This window comes from Alicycliphilus sp. T452 (genome assembly GCF_054512775.1).
This window is the reverse complement of record NZ_JBTNEH010000044.1, coordinates 1-14,609: the sequence shown is the minus strand read 5'-3', so window position 1 is coordinate 14,609 and position 14,609 is coordinate 1. Positions and strand designations below refer to the sequence as shown.

The 14,609-nt window shown below is 62.8% G+C and carries 17 protein-coding genes and 1 pseudogene; 14 read left to right on the top strand and 4 right to left on the bottom strand.

All coding sequences use genetic code 11. The features are described 5' to 3' along the window. Nucleotides 1-102: 102 nt before the first annotated feature. Nucleotides 103-1,274 (top strand): IS3 family transposase gene (locus ACX12L_RS22315; RefSeq protein WP_459264500.1). Its coding sequence is split into 2 segments (ribosomal slippage): nucleotides 103-367 and nucleotides 367-1,274, totalling 1,173 coding nucleotides; the frame shifts between segments, so codons are not numbered across the junction. Then, nucleotides 1,267-1,659, top strand: coding sequence for a transposase family protein (locus ACX12L_RS22310; RefSeq protein ID WP_459264499.1), 393 nt, complete (start codon nucleotides 1,267-1,269; stop codon nucleotides 1,657-1,659). Before ACX12L_RS22315 ends, ACX12L_RS22310 begins: the two co-directional genes overlap by 8 nt. 99 nt (nucleotides 1,660-1,758) lie before the next feature. Here the strand turns inward: ACX12L_RS22310 and ACX12L_RS22305 are convergent, their stop codons facing one another. After that, a complete protein-coding gene (locus tag ACX12L_RS22305) occupies nucleotides 1,759-2,223 on the bottom strand; it encodes a MarR family winged helix-turn-helix transcriptional regulator (RefSeq protein ID WP_459264498.1) in 465 nt (154 codons plus the stop codon). A 133-nt stretch (nucleotides 2,224-2,356) separates the two neighbouring features. Here ACX12L_RS22305 and ACX12L_RS22300 point away from each other — a divergent pair, with 133 nt between their 5' ends. From ACX12L_RS22300 to ACX12L_RS22265, 8 genes are all read left to right on the top strand, one after another. Beyond that, nucleotides 2,357-3,325: a Bug family tripartite tricarboxylate transporter substrate binding protein gene (locus tag ACX12L_RS22300; RefSeq protein ID WP_459264497.1), complete on the top strand. Its 969-nt coding sequence runs from the start codon at nucleotides 2,357-2,359 to the stop codon at nucleotides 3,323-3,325. A gap of 10 nt (nucleotides 3,326-3,335) precedes the next feature. Continuing rightward, entirely contained in the window at nucleotides 3,336-4,865 is a 1,530-nt protein-coding gene (locus ACX12L_RS22295) for an acyl-CoA carboxylase subunit beta (protein ID WP_459264496.1), read from the top strand. Between the two features lie 97 nt (nucleotides 4,866-4,962). After that, nucleotides 4,963-6,306 (top strand): acetyl-CoA carboxylase biotin carboxylase subunit, encoded by a 1,344-nt coding sequence (locus ACX12L_RS22290; RefSeq protein ID WP_459264495.1) that lies wholly within the window; start codon nucleotides 4,963-4,965, stop codon nucleotides 6,304-6,306. Between the two features lie 66 nt (nucleotides 6,307-6,372). Beyond that, nucleotides 6,373-6,591: an acyl-CoA carboxylase biotin carboxyl carrier protein subunit gene (locus ACX12L_RS22285; RefSeq protein WP_459264494.1), complete on the top strand. Its 219-nt coding sequence runs from the start codon at nucleotides 6,373-6,375 to the stop codon at nucleotides 6,589-6,591. A 15-nt stretch (nucleotides 6,592-6,606) separates the two neighbouring features. Beyond that, the gene (locus ACX12L_RS22280) at nucleotides 6,607-7,644 is read left to right on the top strand and encodes a YeiH family protein (RefSeq protein ID WP_459264493.1); all 1,038 of its coding nucleotides are present in this window, start codon (nucleotides 6,607-6,609) and stop codon (nucleotides 7,642-7,644) included. Nucleotides 7,645-7,681: 37 nt separating this feature from the next. Next, nucleotides 7,682-8,671: a Bug family tripartite tricarboxylate transporter substrate binding protein gene (locus ACX12L_RS22275; RefSeq protein WP_459264492.1), complete on the top strand. Its 990-nt coding sequence runs from the start codon at nucleotides 7,682-7,684 to the stop codon at nucleotides 8,669-8,671. After that, nucleotides 8,668-9,909 (top strand): CaiB/BaiF CoA transferase family protein, encoded by a 1,242-nt coding sequence (locus ACX12L_RS22270; protein ID WP_459264491.1) that lies wholly within the window; start codon nucleotides 8,668-8,670, stop codon nucleotides 9,907-9,909. The genes ACX12L_RS22275 and ACX12L_RS22270 overlap by 4 nt, the downstream gene beginning before the upstream one ends. 16 nt (nucleotides 9,910-9,925) lie before the next feature. Next, nucleotides 9,926-11,497 carry an acyl-CoA carboxylase subunit beta gene (locus tag ACX12L_RS22265; RefSeq protein WP_459264490.1) on the top strand — a complete coding sequence of 524 codons (1,572 nt, stop codon included), beginning with the start codon at nucleotides 9,926-9,928 and terminating at the stop codon, nucleotides 11,495-11,497. A 39-nt stretch (nucleotides 11,498-11,536) separates the two neighbouring features. Here ACX12L_RS22265 and ACX12L_RS22260 read toward each other — a convergent pair. Further along, nucleotides 11,537-12,105, bottom strand: a pseudogene (locus ACX12L_RS22260) (LysR substrate-binding domain-containing protein); the annotation flags it as partial. On the opposite strand from ACX12L_RS22260, the gene ACX12L_RS22255 reads away from it, so the two are divergent. The 4 genes from ACX12L_RS22255 to ACX12L_RS22240 are packed head-to-tail and all read left to right on the top strand — an operon-like array spanning nucleotide 12,082 to nucleotide 13,444. Then, complete coding sequence (locus ACX12L_RS22255; RefSeq protein WP_459264489.1) at nucleotides 12,082-12,483, top strand: ADP-ribosyltransferase-containing protein; 402 nt, start codon at nucleotides 12,082-12,084, stop codon at nucleotides 12,481-12,483. The pseudogene ACX12L_RS22260 and the gene ACX12L_RS22255 overlap by 24 nt on opposite strands. Before the next feature lie 18 nt (nucleotides 12,484-12,501). Beyond that, on the top strand, nucleotides 12,502-12,732 hold the full coding sequence (locus tag ACX12L_RS22250) for a hypothetical protein (protein ID WP_459264488.1): 231 nt from the start codon (nucleotides 12,502-12,504) through the stop codon (nucleotides 12,730-12,732). 3 nt (nucleotides 12,733-12,735) lie between these two features. Next, nucleotides 12,736-13,116: a type II toxin-antitoxin system death-on-curing family toxin gene (locus tag ACX12L_RS22245; RefSeq protein WP_459264487.1), complete on the top strand. Its 381-nt coding sequence runs from the start codon at nucleotides 12,736-12,738 to the stop codon at nucleotides 13,114-13,116. 4 nt (nucleotides 13,117-13,120) lie between these two features. Then, nucleotides 13,121-13,444 carry a hypothetical protein gene (locus ACX12L_RS22240; protein ID WP_459264486.1) on the top strand — a complete coding sequence of 108 codons (324 nt, stop codon included), beginning with the start codon at nucleotides 13,121-13,123 and terminating at the stop codon, nucleotides 13,442-13,444. 5 nt (nucleotides 13,445-13,449) lie between these two features. On the opposite strand, the gene ACX12L_RS22235 is transcribed toward ACX12L_RS22240, so the two are convergent. Beyond that, nucleotides 13,450-13,674: a hypothetical protein gene (locus ACX12L_RS22235; RefSeq protein WP_459264485.1), complete on the bottom strand. Its 225-nt coding sequence runs from the start codon at nucleotides 13,672-13,674 to the stop codon at nucleotides 13,450-13,452. After that, the gene (locus ACX12L_RS22230) at nucleotides 13,671-14,402 is read right to left on the bottom strand and encodes a recombinase family protein (RefSeq protein WP_459264484.1); all 732 of its coding nucleotides are present in this window, start codon (nucleotides 14,400-14,402) and stop codon (nucleotides 13,671-13,673) included. Before ACX12L_RS22230 ends, ACX12L_RS22235 begins: the two co-directional genes overlap by 4 nt. Nucleotides 14,403-14,609 lie beyond the last annotated feature (207 nt).

Here is a 14,609-nt window from a genome sequence, read left to right as displayed (position 1 = left end):
CGCGGCTGCCCACGCACAGGGCCAGCCGGGTGGAAGAGCTGCTACCGCATCGCTGGCAGGCTTCGAGCGCTTGAGCGATACCCGGGTGGCCGGCAAAGGTCAATATGGGATCGCCGCGCGCTTACAGCGAAGCAACCCTACCCTGAAGAATTCAAGATCGAAGCGGTCAAGCAGATCACGCAGCGACACCATCGGGTGGCCGATGTGTCCGCCCGGATCGGCGTGAGCCAGCACAGCCTGTATAAGTGGATCAAGGCGTACTCAGCGCCGGCGGCCGAACGGCAGGCACAGGTGTCACAGACAGAGGAGATGCGGCGCCTGAAGGCCGAACTGCGGCGCGTGACAGAGGAGCGCGACATCCTAAAGAAGGCCGCCGCGTACTTTGCCAGGCAGTCCGGGTGAAGTACGCGTTCATGAAGGCGCACGAAGCACAACACAGCGTGCGGCGCATGTGCCGGGTCATGCAGGTGCATCCAAGCGGTTATTACGCTTGGAAAGCCGAGCCAGAGAGTGCAAGGGCAAAAGACGACCAGCGGTTGGCTGGCCTGCTCAAGCAAGCTTGGCTGGAGAGCGGCGGCGTGTATGGGTATCGCAAGCTGACGCTGGACATGCGCGACTTGGGCGAGCGCTGCGGCAAGCACCGCGTGGCGCGGCTGCTCAAGCTCGAAGGACTGCGCTCGCAGACAGGCTACCGCCGCCGCCCTGGTGTGCGAGCAGGCAAGCCTGCTGTGGTTGCACCCAACCACCTGCAACGCGAGTTCACGGTGGCCCAGCCCAATCGATCCTGGGTGACCGACATCACCTACATCCGCACGCACGAAGGCTGGCTGTACCTGGCCGTGGTGGTCGACCTGTTCTCACGCCAGGTGGTGGGCTGGTCCATGGGCAGCCGCATCGACACAAGCCTGGTCCTGGACGCGCTGCTGATGGCGCTGTGGCGCCGCAGGCCTGAAGACCCCGTCACGGTGCACTCCGATCAGGGCTGTCAATTCACCGGCCATGAGTGGCAGACCTTCTTGCGCGAGCACAACCTGATCAGCAGCATGAGCCGGCGAGGCAACTGCCACGACAACGCCGTCGCGGAGAGCTTCTTCCAGCTTCTCAAGCGCGAGCGTGTGCGCCGGCAGATCTACGCCACGCGCAGCGACGCACGCGCCGACATCTTCAACTACATCGAGATGTTCTATAACCCCAAGCGGCGCCACGGCACGGCCGGCGACACTTCGCCAGTCGAGTTCGAGCGACGCCATTGCCAACGGCTCAAAAGTGTCTAGGGAATCCGGGGCGATTCAGGGCGCCCAAAAAAACGGCCCTCAGGCCATCGGCAAGAGCCGCGGTGGCTGGAGCACCAAACTTCATCTGGTTGCTGCGAGTGCCTGCGACGCTGTCATCTGGAGCCTGACGCCGGGTCAAGCGGGCGATGCACCCGAGGGGCGCCTGTTGATGGAGGCGATGGGCGGGCCCCGGGAGGCGGGCAAAGTGGCACTACTGATGGACAGCGCGTATGAGGGAGATGCTACGCGCGAGCTGGCCCGGCAGCTGGGCTTTGTGCCAGTGGTGCCGGCCCATCCCCAGCGCAAGCGTCCATGGACGCTGGACAAGCAGCTGTATCGGCGTCGAAACGAGGTCGAGCGCCTCTGTCGCAGGCTCAAGGCGTGACGCCGTGTCTTCACGCGCTACGACAAGACCGATGTGATGTTTGCCGCCTTTATCACCGCTTCACTCATCGCCGAGGCCTTGCGGTTGCGTTAACAGGCCCTAGTGGCTGTCTTCGGGATAGGCCAGCATGGCCAGTATTTCGCGCAGGCTTTGCATGCGCTGCGCGCCCAGAAGCAGCTCATACTCTTTCTCAATGGCTGTGATGGCGGCATGAATGTCCAGCAGGTATTGCATGCCCAACTCGGTGAACGATACGAGGAACGCCCGGCCATCGGCCTTGTCTCCGGTGCGGGTGACGAGCCCGGCCTCTTCCATCTCCTTGACGGACTTGGCCACCGCCTGCTTGCTGATGCCGACACGGCGCGCAAGGTCGGCGCTGCGCGTACCTTCCAAGTCGATGAATGGCAGCAGCGTGCCTCCGGGGATGGGGGGACGTTGCTTGTTGTCCTGTTCCATTCTTGCCGACAGGCGTGCCACGAAGTCTCTGCGCGCCAGCAGCAGAAGCCGGCCAATGGCGTAAGGCCGGGTTGAGCGGAGTTGATTTAATTTTTTTGCACTGATCATCTTTTTGATGCTAGCATGTGGTCAACCAGGTTGACTAAAAATACAAACACCTGGGTCCTTTTTGGGAGGCAGCGAGAAGCTTTGCAGACTGCGGCCACCTCTGAAGTGGACAAAGCAACCAAGGAGACATTTCATGGTGATTGTGCGTGCGTTAGTGTCTATCGTTCTCTCTGCTGCCGCTTTCCTGTCCCCGGTCTGGGCACAGGACTACCCGGCGCAGCCCATCAGGCTGGTGGTGCCTTATCCACCGGGCGGAAGCACGGATTTCATTGCACGGCTGTATGCCGACAAGCTGTCCAAAGAACTGGGGCAGCCCATTGTGGTGGACAACCGCCCCGGGGCATCGACCAACATTGGGGGCGATGCTGTCGCCAAGGCCAAGCCGGACGGTTACACCGTGCTTTTCGGCGGCGGCACCCCGACCATCAACTCGGTCTTCGGCCCCCAGCCGCCTTTCGACCCGCTTAAGTCTCTTGAGCCGATAAGCATGATTGCGCGAGTGCCTTTCGTCGTTGCGGCCAACACGAAGGCACCGTTTGCGAACGTTGCCGAACTGGTCTCGGCCGCAAAAGCGGCGCCCGGTCGGCACTCCATTTCCAGCGCGCAGTTGCATCTTTACGTCGAGCTGCTCAAGAGCCGCGCCGATATCAAGCTGCTGCATATTCCCTACAGGGGCGGCGCCCAGGCGGCTGCGGACGCGATCTCCGGTCAGGTAGACGCTGTCTTTGCGTTGGTGCCAGTGCTGTTGCCCCACATCCAGAGCGGCACGCTCAAGGCCGTGGGGCTGTCGGCCAAGAAGCGGGCCGATGTGCTGCCCAACACACCCACGTTCGTGGAAAGTGGTGTGGACTATGACATCGGCATCTGGTACGGGCTCATGGCTCCGGCGGGCACCCCGCCCGCAATCGTCCAGCGGCTGGCTAAGGCCACCCATGCCGTGGTGGGCAGCGATGAGTTCGCGAAAAAACTCGGCCTGTCGGGAGCAGAAGCAGTCTTCAGCCAGCCTGCCGAACTGGCCCAGCAGATGCGCAGCGAACTGCTCGGCTGGCAAAAACTCTCGAAATCGGTGCCGAGTCTGGCCCAGGCGCTGGAGCAAAGGTAAAGGGAACCCCATGTTTGAAACGCATATCGAAAACCACGAAAAAAAGCTGCGCAAGGCGCTCACCATGGGAGGTGCTAAGAAGCTGGCGGAGCGCGCTGCAGAGGGCGTGCTGAACGCACGGGAACGCATTGAGCGGCTCGTGGATCCCGGCACTTTCCTCGAGGCAGGGCTTTTCGCCGCCTCCATCCGTCCCGAAATGCGCGACCGTTCTGCAGCGGACGGCAAGATCACGGGCTATGGAAAGATCGGCGGGCGAGAGGTTGCGATCGTCTCGAACGACTTTACCGTCATGGGCGCGTCCAGCAGCACGGTCAATACGAGCAAGGTGGGCCACGTCAAACGTGTGGCCACGCAGCGTGGCTTGCCGATGGTGTTCCTGGGCGAATCCACGGGCGCGCGCATGCCCGATGTCATGGGGGCTGCTGGCGTCGGCAGCGGCGATCGGCCTACGCAGTACCGCCGCACCCGCGAAACCCCCTGGGTGTCTGCCGTGCTCGGCCACTGCTATGGCTCGTCGTCATGGTATGCCGCGCTGGGTGATTTTGTCGTCATGCGCAGGGGCGCCATCACGGCGGTATCCAGCGTCAAGCTGACATCAATGGCAATCTCCGAGGAGGTCGATCCCGAGGCACTGGGTGGCTGGAAGCTGCACACCGAAGTGACCGGAATGGTGGACCTGGCGGTCGATAACGATGAGGAGGCCTTGGCGGCCGTGCAGCAGTTTCTGTCGTACCTGCCAAGCCACCACAACGAAGCGCCGCCGGTGTGCAGCGTGCCCGAGGGGTCGGGCGACGACGCGCACAAGATCCTTGACATCCTGCCTGAGGGGCGCACGAAGGTCTACGACGTGCGAAAAATCCTGGCGCTGATTTACGACAAGGACTCGGTGTTCGAGCTCAAGCCGCGATTTGGCAAGTCGATCGTCACAGCACTGGCGCGGCTGGATGGGAAAAGCGTCGGCATCGTCGCTAGCAACCCGATCGCCAAGGGCGGCGCCATTGACCCGGAGTCGTGCAACAAGGTGGTGAGCTTTCTCGTGCTGTGTGATTCGTTCAATATCCCGCTGGTCTTCATGGTGGACCAGCCAGGATTTTTGATTGGCATCGAGGGTGAGCGCAAGGGCGCGATCGGGCGCGTGATGAACTGGATGAACGCCCTCTCGCTCGTGACGGTGCCAAAAATCTCCGTGATCATGCGCAAGTCCTACGGACAAGCAGTGCTGAACATGGGTGGTGGAGGCAATGCCGACGAAGTGATTTGCTGGTTCAGTGCCGAGGTCAACTTTATGGACCCGCGCTCCGCAGTCTCGATCGTTCACGGGGTGCGTGCCGAGGACGACCCCGAGCGCTACGAGCAGTTGCTGGGTGAGATGACAAAGGGCACATCCGCATACGACGCTGCCGCGGTCAATGCCGCCCATGCGGTCATCAATCCTGTGGACACACGCAGCCACCTCATCCGCACTCTGCAGGTGCATGAGTTGCGGCTGAGCGGGGGGGTTGGCGAGCACCTGATGCGCACTTGGCCCACGAGCTACTAACTCATTTTCGTCCAACGTTTGGGCAGCCGTTGGCTGCAGGGTGCGGCCTGGCTGTGGGCGCACCTGCCCATTGATGTTTTTTTGAGGAGCCCGTCGCATGTTCAACAAAGTGGTGGTAGCAAACCGGGGGGCGGTGGCAGCGCGGGTACTGCGGGCGCTGCGCGCGCTTGGGGTGCACTCTGTTGCGGTGTATTCGGAAGCAGACGCGCAACTGCCTTACCTTGCCCAGGCCGATGAAACCCATTGCATCGGCCCGGCGGAACCCCGTTCTAGCTACTTGAACCAGGATGCGATCTTGCGCGTCCTTCACCGGAGCGGAGCAGACGGCTTGCACCCAGGCTATGGTTTCCTGTCGGAGAACGCCGAATTTGCGTACCGGGTCAACGCTTCTGGGGCGCGATTCATCGGCCCCAGCCCCGAATGGATCGACGCCATGGGGCACAAGACCAAGGCCCGCGAACTGATGGCACGCCATGGGTTGCCCATGGCGCCCAGTTCCGGTCTGCTGTGTGGCGACCCTGCAGAGGCTCTGCAGGCCGCGCAGCGCATTGGTTTTCCCGTGCTTGTGAAACCGGCCGCAGGCGGCGGTGGCATCGGCATGGTCGCTGCGCACGATGCGGATGCCCTGCTCAAAGCTATCGGACAGGCCTCATCTCTGGCGGCACGCAGCTTCGGCAGTGCCGATGTCTATCTGGAGCGCCTGATGCTGGAGCCCCGACACATCGAATTCCAGGTGCTGGCCGACTGCCACGGCAACGTGCGACATCTGTTCGAACGCGATTGCTCGATCCAGCGCCGCCACCAGAAGGTAATCGAAGAGTCTCCTGCGCCACTGCTGTCTCGCGCCTTGGTGGACGCGGCGGCCGGCGACATTGTTGCGGTGCTGCGCAAGCTGCGCTACGACGTCATCGGCACGGTGGAAACTCTGCACGCCCCAGGCAACGGATTTCAGTTTCTGGAGACGAACACGCGCCTGCAGGTAGAGCACGCGGTGACCGAGGAAATTACTGGCGTTGACCTGGTCATTGCCCAGATTCGGCTGGCTGCCGGCGAACGCCTGGACGCTGTCCTGCCCGAGCGCATTGCCATACAAGGGCATGCGATCGAAGCCCGCATCTATGCCGAAGACCCGGTGCGCTTCTTCCCTTCCCCGGGCACTTTACGCGCGCTGCGCTTCCCGACCGGGCCGGGCATCCGCGTGGAGAGCGGCTTCACGCAGGGCTCCGCCATCACGTCGCATTACGACCCCCTGATCGCCAAGCTCATCGTGCATGCCGATGACCGCGCCAGTGCCATCGAGCGCTTGGTGGCCGCGCTCGACGACACGGTGGTGGAAGGAGTCAAACACAACATCCCCTTCGTGCGGCGCGTGCTGTGCAGCGAAGCCTTCCAGTCCGGCCACATACACACAGGTCTTGCGGCCCAGATTCTTGCGCAGTGAGCGCCCTGCAGCGCCTACCGCCTTCACCCCGCAGCCGCGGCTGCATGCCATTTTCAGGAGAAAGCAATGGCCCGTATCGAAATCACATCGGAAGTCACCGGCAAGGTCTGGAAGGTGCTCCTGGAGCCGGGTGCTGCTGTCACACCCGATGAGCCCATCATGGTGGTGGAGTCCATGAAGATGGAGATTCCAGTAATGAGTAACCAGACTGGGCACCTCGTGGAACTGCGCGTGCGCGAAGGCGACGCGGTCGAAGATGGGCAGGTGGTTGCGATTGTCGAGTAACGGAAAGAAGTAACCATGCCCACTGTGCACGCCATGCGCGCTGGTTTGGTTCAGCGATGGAGTGCTGCCGTGTCCAAGTTGCCTGGCGCGCTGGTGTGTGGGGTGATTGCGCTGGCCGCCACCTTTGTCTCCGAGCACTACGGCGGCCCCCAGCTTCTGTATGCCTTGCTGATGGGCCTGGCCTTCCATTTCTTGATGGACAACGCCCAGGTCAGGCGGGGTGTCGAATTCTGCGGCCGCAGTGTTTTGCGCCTGGGTGTGGCCTTATTGGGAGTGCGCATCACGCTGCACGAGGTATTTGCGCTGGGAGCTGCGACTGCATTGACGCTTGTGTCCGCGGTGGCGCTGACCCTGGCATGCGGTCTGGCACTGGCTCACCGAATGAAGCGGCCCCGTGAAGAGGGCCTCCTGTCGGGAGGGGCTGTGGCCATATGTGGCGCCTCGGCAGCGCTGGCCATCGCCTCGGTTCTGCCCAAGACAGCAGAAAACGAGCGGTTCACGTTGCTTGCGGTAGTTGGGGTAACCGTGCTGTCCACGGTCTCCATGGTGCTTTACCCGTTTGCGCTGCAGATGCTCGGGCTATCCCAGACACAGTCCGGGATTTTCCTGGGCGGCACGATTCACGACGTGGCACAGGTCGTCGCTGCCGGCATGCTGGTAGGACCCCAGGCTGGCGACACCGCCACCGTGGTGAAGCTTTTTCGGCTCACCCTGCTAATGCCAGTCGTACTGGCTGTGGCGCTGCTGTACCGAGGCCATGCCGACGTTGGCGCTGCCGTGCGGCCTCCCCTGTTCCCCCGCTTTCTGCTGGGGTTCATTGCCCTGGTATTGCTGGGCAGCATTGGAACATTCAATACGGTGATGGTCCAGACTGCCAGTGACGCATCGCGCTGGATGCTGGTCGTTGCGATTGCAGCGGCTGGCGTGAAAACCAGTTTCGGCGACCTGCTCAAGCTGGGTTGGTTACCCGTTTTCATGCTGCTGACAGAGACGGTTTTTATTGCCTCTTTTGTTCTGTTCTTCGTCGTGCTGTTCGGATTGGGTGTTGACTGAGGCAGTCCTCCCTTGCCCCTTGTACCAAAGGAAAATCATGCTTCTACTGCGCAGAAAATTTCCCCTTGTGCTGGCCGCGCTCGGCAGTATGCAAACCGCATACGCGGCGGCCGAATGGAGGCCTGCAGGCCGGGTGGAGTATGTGATCCCTGCGGCCGCAGGCGGCGCCGTGGACATTTACGGCCGGGTGATGAAAAAGATCCTGGATGCCAACGGCGCCATGGCAGGCCAGAGCTTCATCATCAGCAACAAGCCGGGCGGGCAAGGCATGATCGCGGTCGCCCCTCTGCTGCAGCGCCCGGGGGATGCCACCATCTTCAGCATGATGTCCACCGGTTTCATGCTCGGTCAGACACTGGGGGACTTCAAGCACGACCTGTTGCAGGACTTTACCATCGGCCCGATCTTCTTTGAAGAGGCAATCGCTGTCGGGGTGCGTGCCGACTCGCCGTTCAAGACGGTGGCGGACCTGCTGGCACAGCTCAGGCGCGATCCGGCTTCAGTGAAGATTGCCATCGCCCCCACGCTGTACAACCACATCCACATTGGCATCCTCAAGCCGCTTTCCAAGGCCGGCGTGGACGTCAGCAGACTCACGGTGGCGCCCTTCCGTGCTTCCAGTGAGTCGGTGGCTGCGCTCATGGGTGGCCACGTGGACGTGGTATCTGCCAGCTCGGCCAACCTGGTCGCAGGCATCAAGAACGGCACACTGCGTGCCCTTGCCGTATCGTCCGCCTCCAGGCTCAAGGGGGCACTTTCCCATGTGCCCACCTGGAAGGAGCAGGGGGTTGACAGCGTTTTCACGTCCGTGCAAGGGACATTGTTTCCCAAAAACCTCAGCCCCGAGCAGATCCGCTTCTGGGATGAACAGTTTCGGCGCTTGTCGGGCTCGCGCGAGTGGCTGGAAACGCTGGAGCAGTACGAAGTCACGCCGCGTTTCATGGACCATGCTCAGGCCACGGCGTTCGTGCGTGAAGAGCTGAAGGCGGCACCTGCCCTGCTGCGCGAACTGGGGCTGAACAAATGAGCACCCATTCCACCGACCACCCAGCGCAGCCCCTGACCGGTGTCCGCGTCATTGAGATCTGTACCACCATCGCCGGGCCTGCCTGCGGGCGGTTGCTGGCCGATTTTGGTGCCGACGTCATCAAGATCGAACCACCCGATGGAGATCCGGTGCGCCAGATGGGCAGCCATGTGGGAGAGGTCTCGCTCTATTGCGCATCCATCTTGCGCGGCAAGCGTTCAATTGTGATCGACCTGAAAAAGCCCGAAGGCAGCCGGCTCGCGCAGGCCCTGATCGAGACGGCCGACGTGGTGCTGGAAAACAACCGGCCCGGTGTGCTGGAACGCATGGGGTTGGGCTATGAAGCAATGGCGCAGCGCAATCCGGGCATCGTCTATGTGCGCATTAGTGGCTATGGGCAGGACGGCCCTTACTCACAGTTGCCGGGCTATGGTGCGATCTGCGAGGCGTTTGGCGGTGTCCGGCACATGACCGGTGATCCCGATAGACCACCGTCGCGCGTGGCCCTGGCCACCACCGATTACCTGACCTCCGTGTACGCGGCGTTTGGTTTGCTGGCAGCGCTGCGGCACCGTGACCGCACGGGCCAGGGGCAAGTAGTCGATGTCGCTCTCTATGAGACGGCTTTCTCGCAGATGGAGGCCATTGTTCCAGCGCATGACAAATTGGGAACCGTGCCGATGCGCCAGGGCCCGAACCTGCCCTCAATGGCGCCCAACAGCCTATATCCGACCAGGGAGGGTGGCTACGTGCTGATCGCCGCCAACAGCAACGCCACCTTCGAGAGGCTGGCCCATGCAATGGGCCAGCCGGAGCTGTTGGCCGACCCGCGCTTTGCCACCATCCGCTCGCGCGGCCAAGCGGCAAACATGCAGTTACTCGATAGCATGGTAGCCGACTGGACAGGGCAACAAGAGGGTGCGGCCGTTGAAAGCCTGCTGCAGCAGGCAGGTGTCCCGGTCTCGCGGGTGTTGACGATCGCGGATATCTTTGCGGACCCACATTACCGGGCCCGCAACATGATTGCCAGTGTGGCCCACCCGACCCTGGGCAGGGTCAGCCAGATCGGTGTGGTTCCCAAATTGTCGGCTTCGCCCGGAAGCATCCAGCATTGCGGGCATGAGCTGGGTGCCGACACCGAGTCAATCCTGGCAGGAGAGCTTGGGCTAAGCCGTGCGGAGATCGACACTTTGCTCGGCACCGGCGCCGTGCGCAGTGCCAATTCCGCGTCCACCTGAATTCTTGGGAGAACACATGCAACCCAGCAAGGAATGGGACAGCTCCTTGAGAGAGCTTGAACAACGCAGGGCCTTCGCGCAGGCCATGGGCGGACACGAAGCGGTCGAACGTGCGCGCGCCTTGGGAAAGCTCACGGCGCGCGACCGCATCGACGCCCTGGTCGATCCTGGCTCCTTCGAGGAATGGGGTGCGCTCGCCGGCAAGGGGCGCTATGCACCCGATGGGCAGCTCGAGTCGGTCACGCCCTCCACCCAGGTGATGGGTGTGGCCAAGGTGGGAGGGCGCAAGGCGGTGGTCGTGTCGGACGATTTCACCATCCGTGGCGGGTCGTCTGAGGCATCGGTCGCTGAGAAATGGATCTATGCCGACCGCTATGCCTACGAATACCGGCTGCCTCTAGTGCGCATGGTGGACACGGCCGGTGGCAGCGTCAAGCTGCTCCAGCAGATGGGCCACACCAAGATCCCGGGGTACTCGCTCCTGCCAGGGGTGGCACTTCTGGGCGCAGTGCCGGTGGTAGGGATTGCGCTGGGCGCCTGTGCCGGGCTGGGCGCCATCCGCGCTGCATCGGCGCATTTCTCGGTCATGATCAAAGGCAAAAGCCAAGTGTTTGCGGGTGGTCCTCCGGTGGTCAAGCAGGCACTGGGCTACGACATCGGCAAGGACGAGCTTGGAGGCTATGGGGTGCACAAGGTCAGTGGGGTCGTGCACAACGCGGCGGACACCGAAGAGGAGGCCTTCGCGCTGGCGCGCCGTTTCCTGTCGTACCTCCCCGTCAATGTGTGGAGTGCCCCGCCGCGGCTGCCTTGCGATGACCCGGCAAGCCGCGAGGAGGCATCGCTCAACGACGCCATTCCGCGTGAGCGCCGCAAGATCTTTGCGCCACGCAAGGTGCTTGATGCCATCTTCGACCGTGCATCCGTGTTTGAAATGGCACCGCATTTCGGTGGCTCCTTGCTCACCTGCTTCGCACGCCTCAATGGCTGCGCTGTCGGGGTCATGATCAACAACCCCATAGTGATGGGAGGCGCGCTCACACGCGCGGCGTCCATCAAGATGGAGCGGTTCGTCGACCTGTGCGACACCTTTCACCTGCCTATCGTAAACCTGGTTGACCAGCCGGGCACCATGACCGGTGTAGAGGCCGAGCGCGAGGGCACGATGTACGCAACGTTGCGTGCCGGCGCTGCGATCGAGCAGTCGTCCGTTCCGTGGTGCGCCATCGTGATCCGCCGGTGCTTTGGACTGGCCGGAGCCATGCTCAGCCCGAAGTTCGGGCCTTCAGGGACGGCCTTGCCGCACCGATTCGCCTGGCCGTCGGCCACCTGGGGGTCAATCCCGATCGAAGGTGGGGTTGCGGCGGCTTACCGCAAGGAAATCGAGGCGGCACAGGACCCTGTGGCGGCGCGCAACGCGCTCGAAGCCGATTACCACAAGATCGGGTCACCGTTCAGAACCGCTGAGAAATTCGGCATCGTCGACATCATTGAGCCGGCAGCCACACGGCCGCTGCTGTGCAGCTGGGTGGAAGACGCCTATGCGCTGGCGGCGCTGTCGCTGGGCCCGAAAATGCGCACGATGCGCTGAGACTGCGGGGCCGGCCCGCAGAACGCCACTTCGCTCGGGTCAGGGTGGCACGCCATTGGCGTGGCGCTGCACCATGGACACCGCATCCTGCTCTGCCACTAATTGCACAAAGCGCCGCGCCCCAGTCCCAGCAGGCGCTCCTTCGACCACGTCACATCCACCCACAGCTGCACGCCGTTGCTCAGGTTCTCGAACGCCATCGTCACCAGCGAGCCGGCCTTGATGCGCGGCTGTACTAGCGTGCACAGCTGCCAAGCCCAGCCGAGGCCTGCCTCGATTAGACCGAGCGCAGCGATATGGTTATCGGTGCGCCAGCTGTGGCGTGCGAAGACAAAGCGCGGGTCGCTGTGCGCCAGGTCGCGCCCAGTGACGACGATCTGGCGCGTGCCGGTCAGGTGCTCTTCGCGCAGCCGGGCGCCAGCAGGAGGATAACCGGGTGCGGCGGCAGCGGCATGCACCCCCACCAGCACCAGGTGCTGCGGCGCCACCACGGTCACCAGAGTTTCTCTACCCACTTTCTGAAAACCTTCGCGTCCGTCAATGCTCGGCCGCTCGAACACCAGAGCCAACTGTGCCCGCCCGGCATGCAACAAGTCGAGCGCTCCTGCGCCAGCGCCGCCATGAGCGCAGGCGCTCAAAGCCCTCTTGAGGCCGGAGGCCCGCCGGGCAGTCCCGCCGCGGGTGCGCACAACGGCGCACCGTCGCGCTCGGGCGCGGCGCAACTGCACCCAAGCGCGCGCCAGCGCGCCTTTGCCCATTGGTTCAAAGGCTCCAAGGTGGTGGATGCCGACGGCGCACCCCTGGTGCTCTACCACGGCACGCGGGCGAGCTTCGATGCGTTTTCCTACGCGCGCATCGGCCAGCACGGCTGCGCCGAGGGCGCGGGATTTTATTTCACTGTCAACCAAGGACCCAGTCTGGCATCGAACGCCATCAACGCGGTGGCAACCCTTCCCGTCTTGCTCTATCATGAAGCATCAAGATGAATCATGATGGAGATGGCCATGACGACTGCTGTCCGCGAAAAGTTTTCCTCCCAGGCAGCGTCCGATGTGCTGGCCGCGTTGCGCCAGATTGCAGAAAGCCAGGGCCGCCAGTTCCAGGCTGTGCTCGATGACGCCCTGCGCGACTACATTGACCGGCAGCAAAAGGAGCGCCCCCGCCGCCACGTGATGGCTTCTTTCGCATCCAGTCTGGATGAGTTCGACAACCTCTACCGCGAACTGGCCAAGTAAGCCGTGGCGCACGATTACCTGACCGTGGCCGATGTGCTCGGCATGCACACGGTGCTGATGCAGCGGTATGGTGGTGCGCCGGGCGTGCGTGATCCTGGGGCGCTGGAGGCCGCACTGTTCCGCCCACAGACCGGCTACTACGATGACATCGTGGCTGAGGCTGCTGCTCTGTTGGAAAGCCTGGCGATCAACCACCCGTTCGTGGACGGGAACAAGCGTATCGCCTTTGCGGCGGCCGATGTGTTCCTGCGCATCAATGGCTGGCGCTTACAGCGTGCGCCGATGCAGATCCATGCGGAGATGATGCAGATGTTCGAGTCTGGCACGTTTGACATCGCCCACCTTGATCCGTGGCTACGGTCGTTTGCCGTCGCCGCAGAGTGATGCCATGAACGAGACAACACCGAACCTGCAGACTCAGGCTGCGATGAAAGAAGCCAGGGCGATGGCGATCAAGCGGGTGCCTGAACTGGCAGAGTCCACAGTAGGCGTTGAGTCATTTCCCAGCTTCACCAAACCCGCCCGTCAGCGCTGGGAGTCTGTCCCTGCCGACATCCGCAAGCGGCTGCTGACCAACGTCTGGTGCGGCCACTGCCGTCACGAAACCACAATCACCAATTTCAGCGGCACCATCAAAGGCGGCGACTTGCTGCTGGTGGGCAAGTGCGCCGAATGCCGCAGTGATGTGGCACGGGTGATCGAGGGCTCGTAACCCGGTCAGGCATCAAAACCGGCCACCACCTCCCGCTGCGCCACCCAGTCGGTTGGCAGCGGGTTCCGCTGAAACCACAGCAGGCTCATACACCGGGGTTGCTGCCCGGCCAGGATGCTCTGGATGATGGCAGGCTCGAGCAGCGTCAGACGCAGCAGCTCGTTGACCTGGCCGCCATCCCGGCGCTCACGCGCAACGGGGCCGCCCAAAGTCTGCACTTTCGGCTTCATACCTCCACCTCCTGTTGTTCCCATTCCTGCAATTCCGCGCCGATGGTGCCGGGCATCAGTTCCCCGGCCAGTTCCCGCCAGCCCTGATCGCACCAGATGATTTCCAGCCCGCCATCGGCAATCACCACGCGCTCGATCAACAACTGCGCCAGTCGACACTGTTCGACGGGGAACAACTGTTGCCACAGACCCGCCAGATTTCGCATCGGCAACACCACCTCAGGCTCCGACAGGTCTGGGCGGGTTGTCCGAATCCGATCCCACACCGACTGCACGATGCGCGGCGCTGACAGCGCGGCCACGATCTGCTGCGTAACCAGGTCTTCGATGGGGGCCGCTGGCAACGGCCCGTGGCTGCTGGCCCAGGCGCCGAAGCGCCGGTGCTTGATCGGCGTGTAGTAGTGGTAGGTCTTGCCCTTCTTGACGGTGTAGCTGGGCACCAGCCGTTCGCCATCGGGCGTGAACAGCAGGCCGCGCAACAACACCGGTTCCCGCTGGCGGTCGTTGGTCTCGCGCCGCCGTTCGATGCCATCTGTGGCGATCAGCGCGTGCACGGCATCCCACTGTGCCTGGGTGATGATGGCCTGATGCTGGCCGGGTAAGCTCTGCCCCTTGTGGACGATCTCGCCCAAGTACATCCGGTTGTGCAGCATCTTGTAGATCGTCTGCTTGGTGAAGGGCTTGCCGCCCTTGGTGACCACGCCTTTCGCGCCGTAGGTCTTGGCCATCAGGGTGAATCGCCCCGGGTTTAGTAGACACCTTCGAGCCTCAAACCTGAGGCCCAATAGGAGGTGCCATGACAGCGAAGCGTATGCAGCTGGCGATCCCATCTTGAAAGCACCGCTTGAAGCGGGCATCGTCCCCACGATGGAGGATCGTGGAGACGATGGAACAATCTTTGAATCAAGAGCGCCCACGGCGGCGTGAATACAGCC

Coding starts and splice junctions, on each gene's coding strand:
- ACX12L_RS22305 (WP_459264498.1), bottom strand. CDS start 2,223: ATGATCAGTGCAAAAAAATTAAATCAACTCCGCTCAACCCGGCCTTAC.
- ACX12L_RS22295 (WP_459264496.1), top strand. CDS start 3,336: ATGTTTGAAACGCATATCGAAAACCACGAAAAAAAGCTGCGCAAGGCG.
- ACX12L_RS22290 (WP_459264495.1), top strand. CDS start 4,963: ATGTTCAACAAAGTGGTGGTAGCAAACCGGGGGGCGGTGGCAGCGCGG.
- ACX12L_RS22255 (WP_459264489.1), top strand. CDS start 12,082: ATGCAACAAGTCGAGCGCTCCTGCGCCAGCGCCGCCATGAGCGCAGGC.
- ACX12L_RS22250 (WP_459264488.1), top strand. CDS start 12,502: ATGACGACTGCTGTCCGCGAAAAGTTTTCCTCCCAGGCAGCGTCCGAT.
- ACX12L_RS22240 (WP_459264486.1), top strand. CDS start 13,121: ATGAACGAGACAACACCGAACCTGCAGACTCAGGCTGCGATGAAAGAA.
- ACX12L_RS22265 (WP_459264490.1), top strand. CDS start 9,926: ATGCAACCCAGCAAGGAATGGGACAGCTCCTTGAGAGAGCTTGAACAA.
- ACX12L_RS22285 (WP_459264494.1), top strand. CDS start 6,373: ATGGCCCGTATCGAAATCACATCGGAAGTCACCGGCAAGGTCTGGAAG.
- ACX12L_RS22270 (WP_459264491.1), top strand. CDS start 8,668: ATGAGCACCCATTCCACCGACCACCCAGCGCAGCCCCTGACCGGTGTC.
- ACX12L_RS22275 (WP_459264492.1), top strand. CDS start 7,682: ATGCTTCTACTGCGCAGAAAATTTCCCCTTGTGCTGGCCGCGCTCGGC.
- ACX12L_RS22235 (WP_459264485.1), bottom strand. CDS start 13,674: ATGAAGCCGAAAGTGCAGACTTTGGGCGGCCCCGTTGCGCGTGAGCGC.
- ACX12L_RS22230 (WP_459264484.1), bottom strand. CDS start 14,402: ATGGCCAAGACCTACGGCGCGAAAGGCGTGGTCACCAAGGGCGGCAAG.
- ACX12L_RS22300 (WP_459264497.1), top strand. CDS start 2,357: ATGGTGATTGTGCGTGCGTTAGTGTCTATCGTTCTCTCTGCTGCCGCT.
- ACX12L_RS22280 (WP_459264493.1), top strand. CDS start 6,607: ATGCCCACTGTGCACGCCATGCGCGCTGGTTTGGTTCAGCGATGGAGT.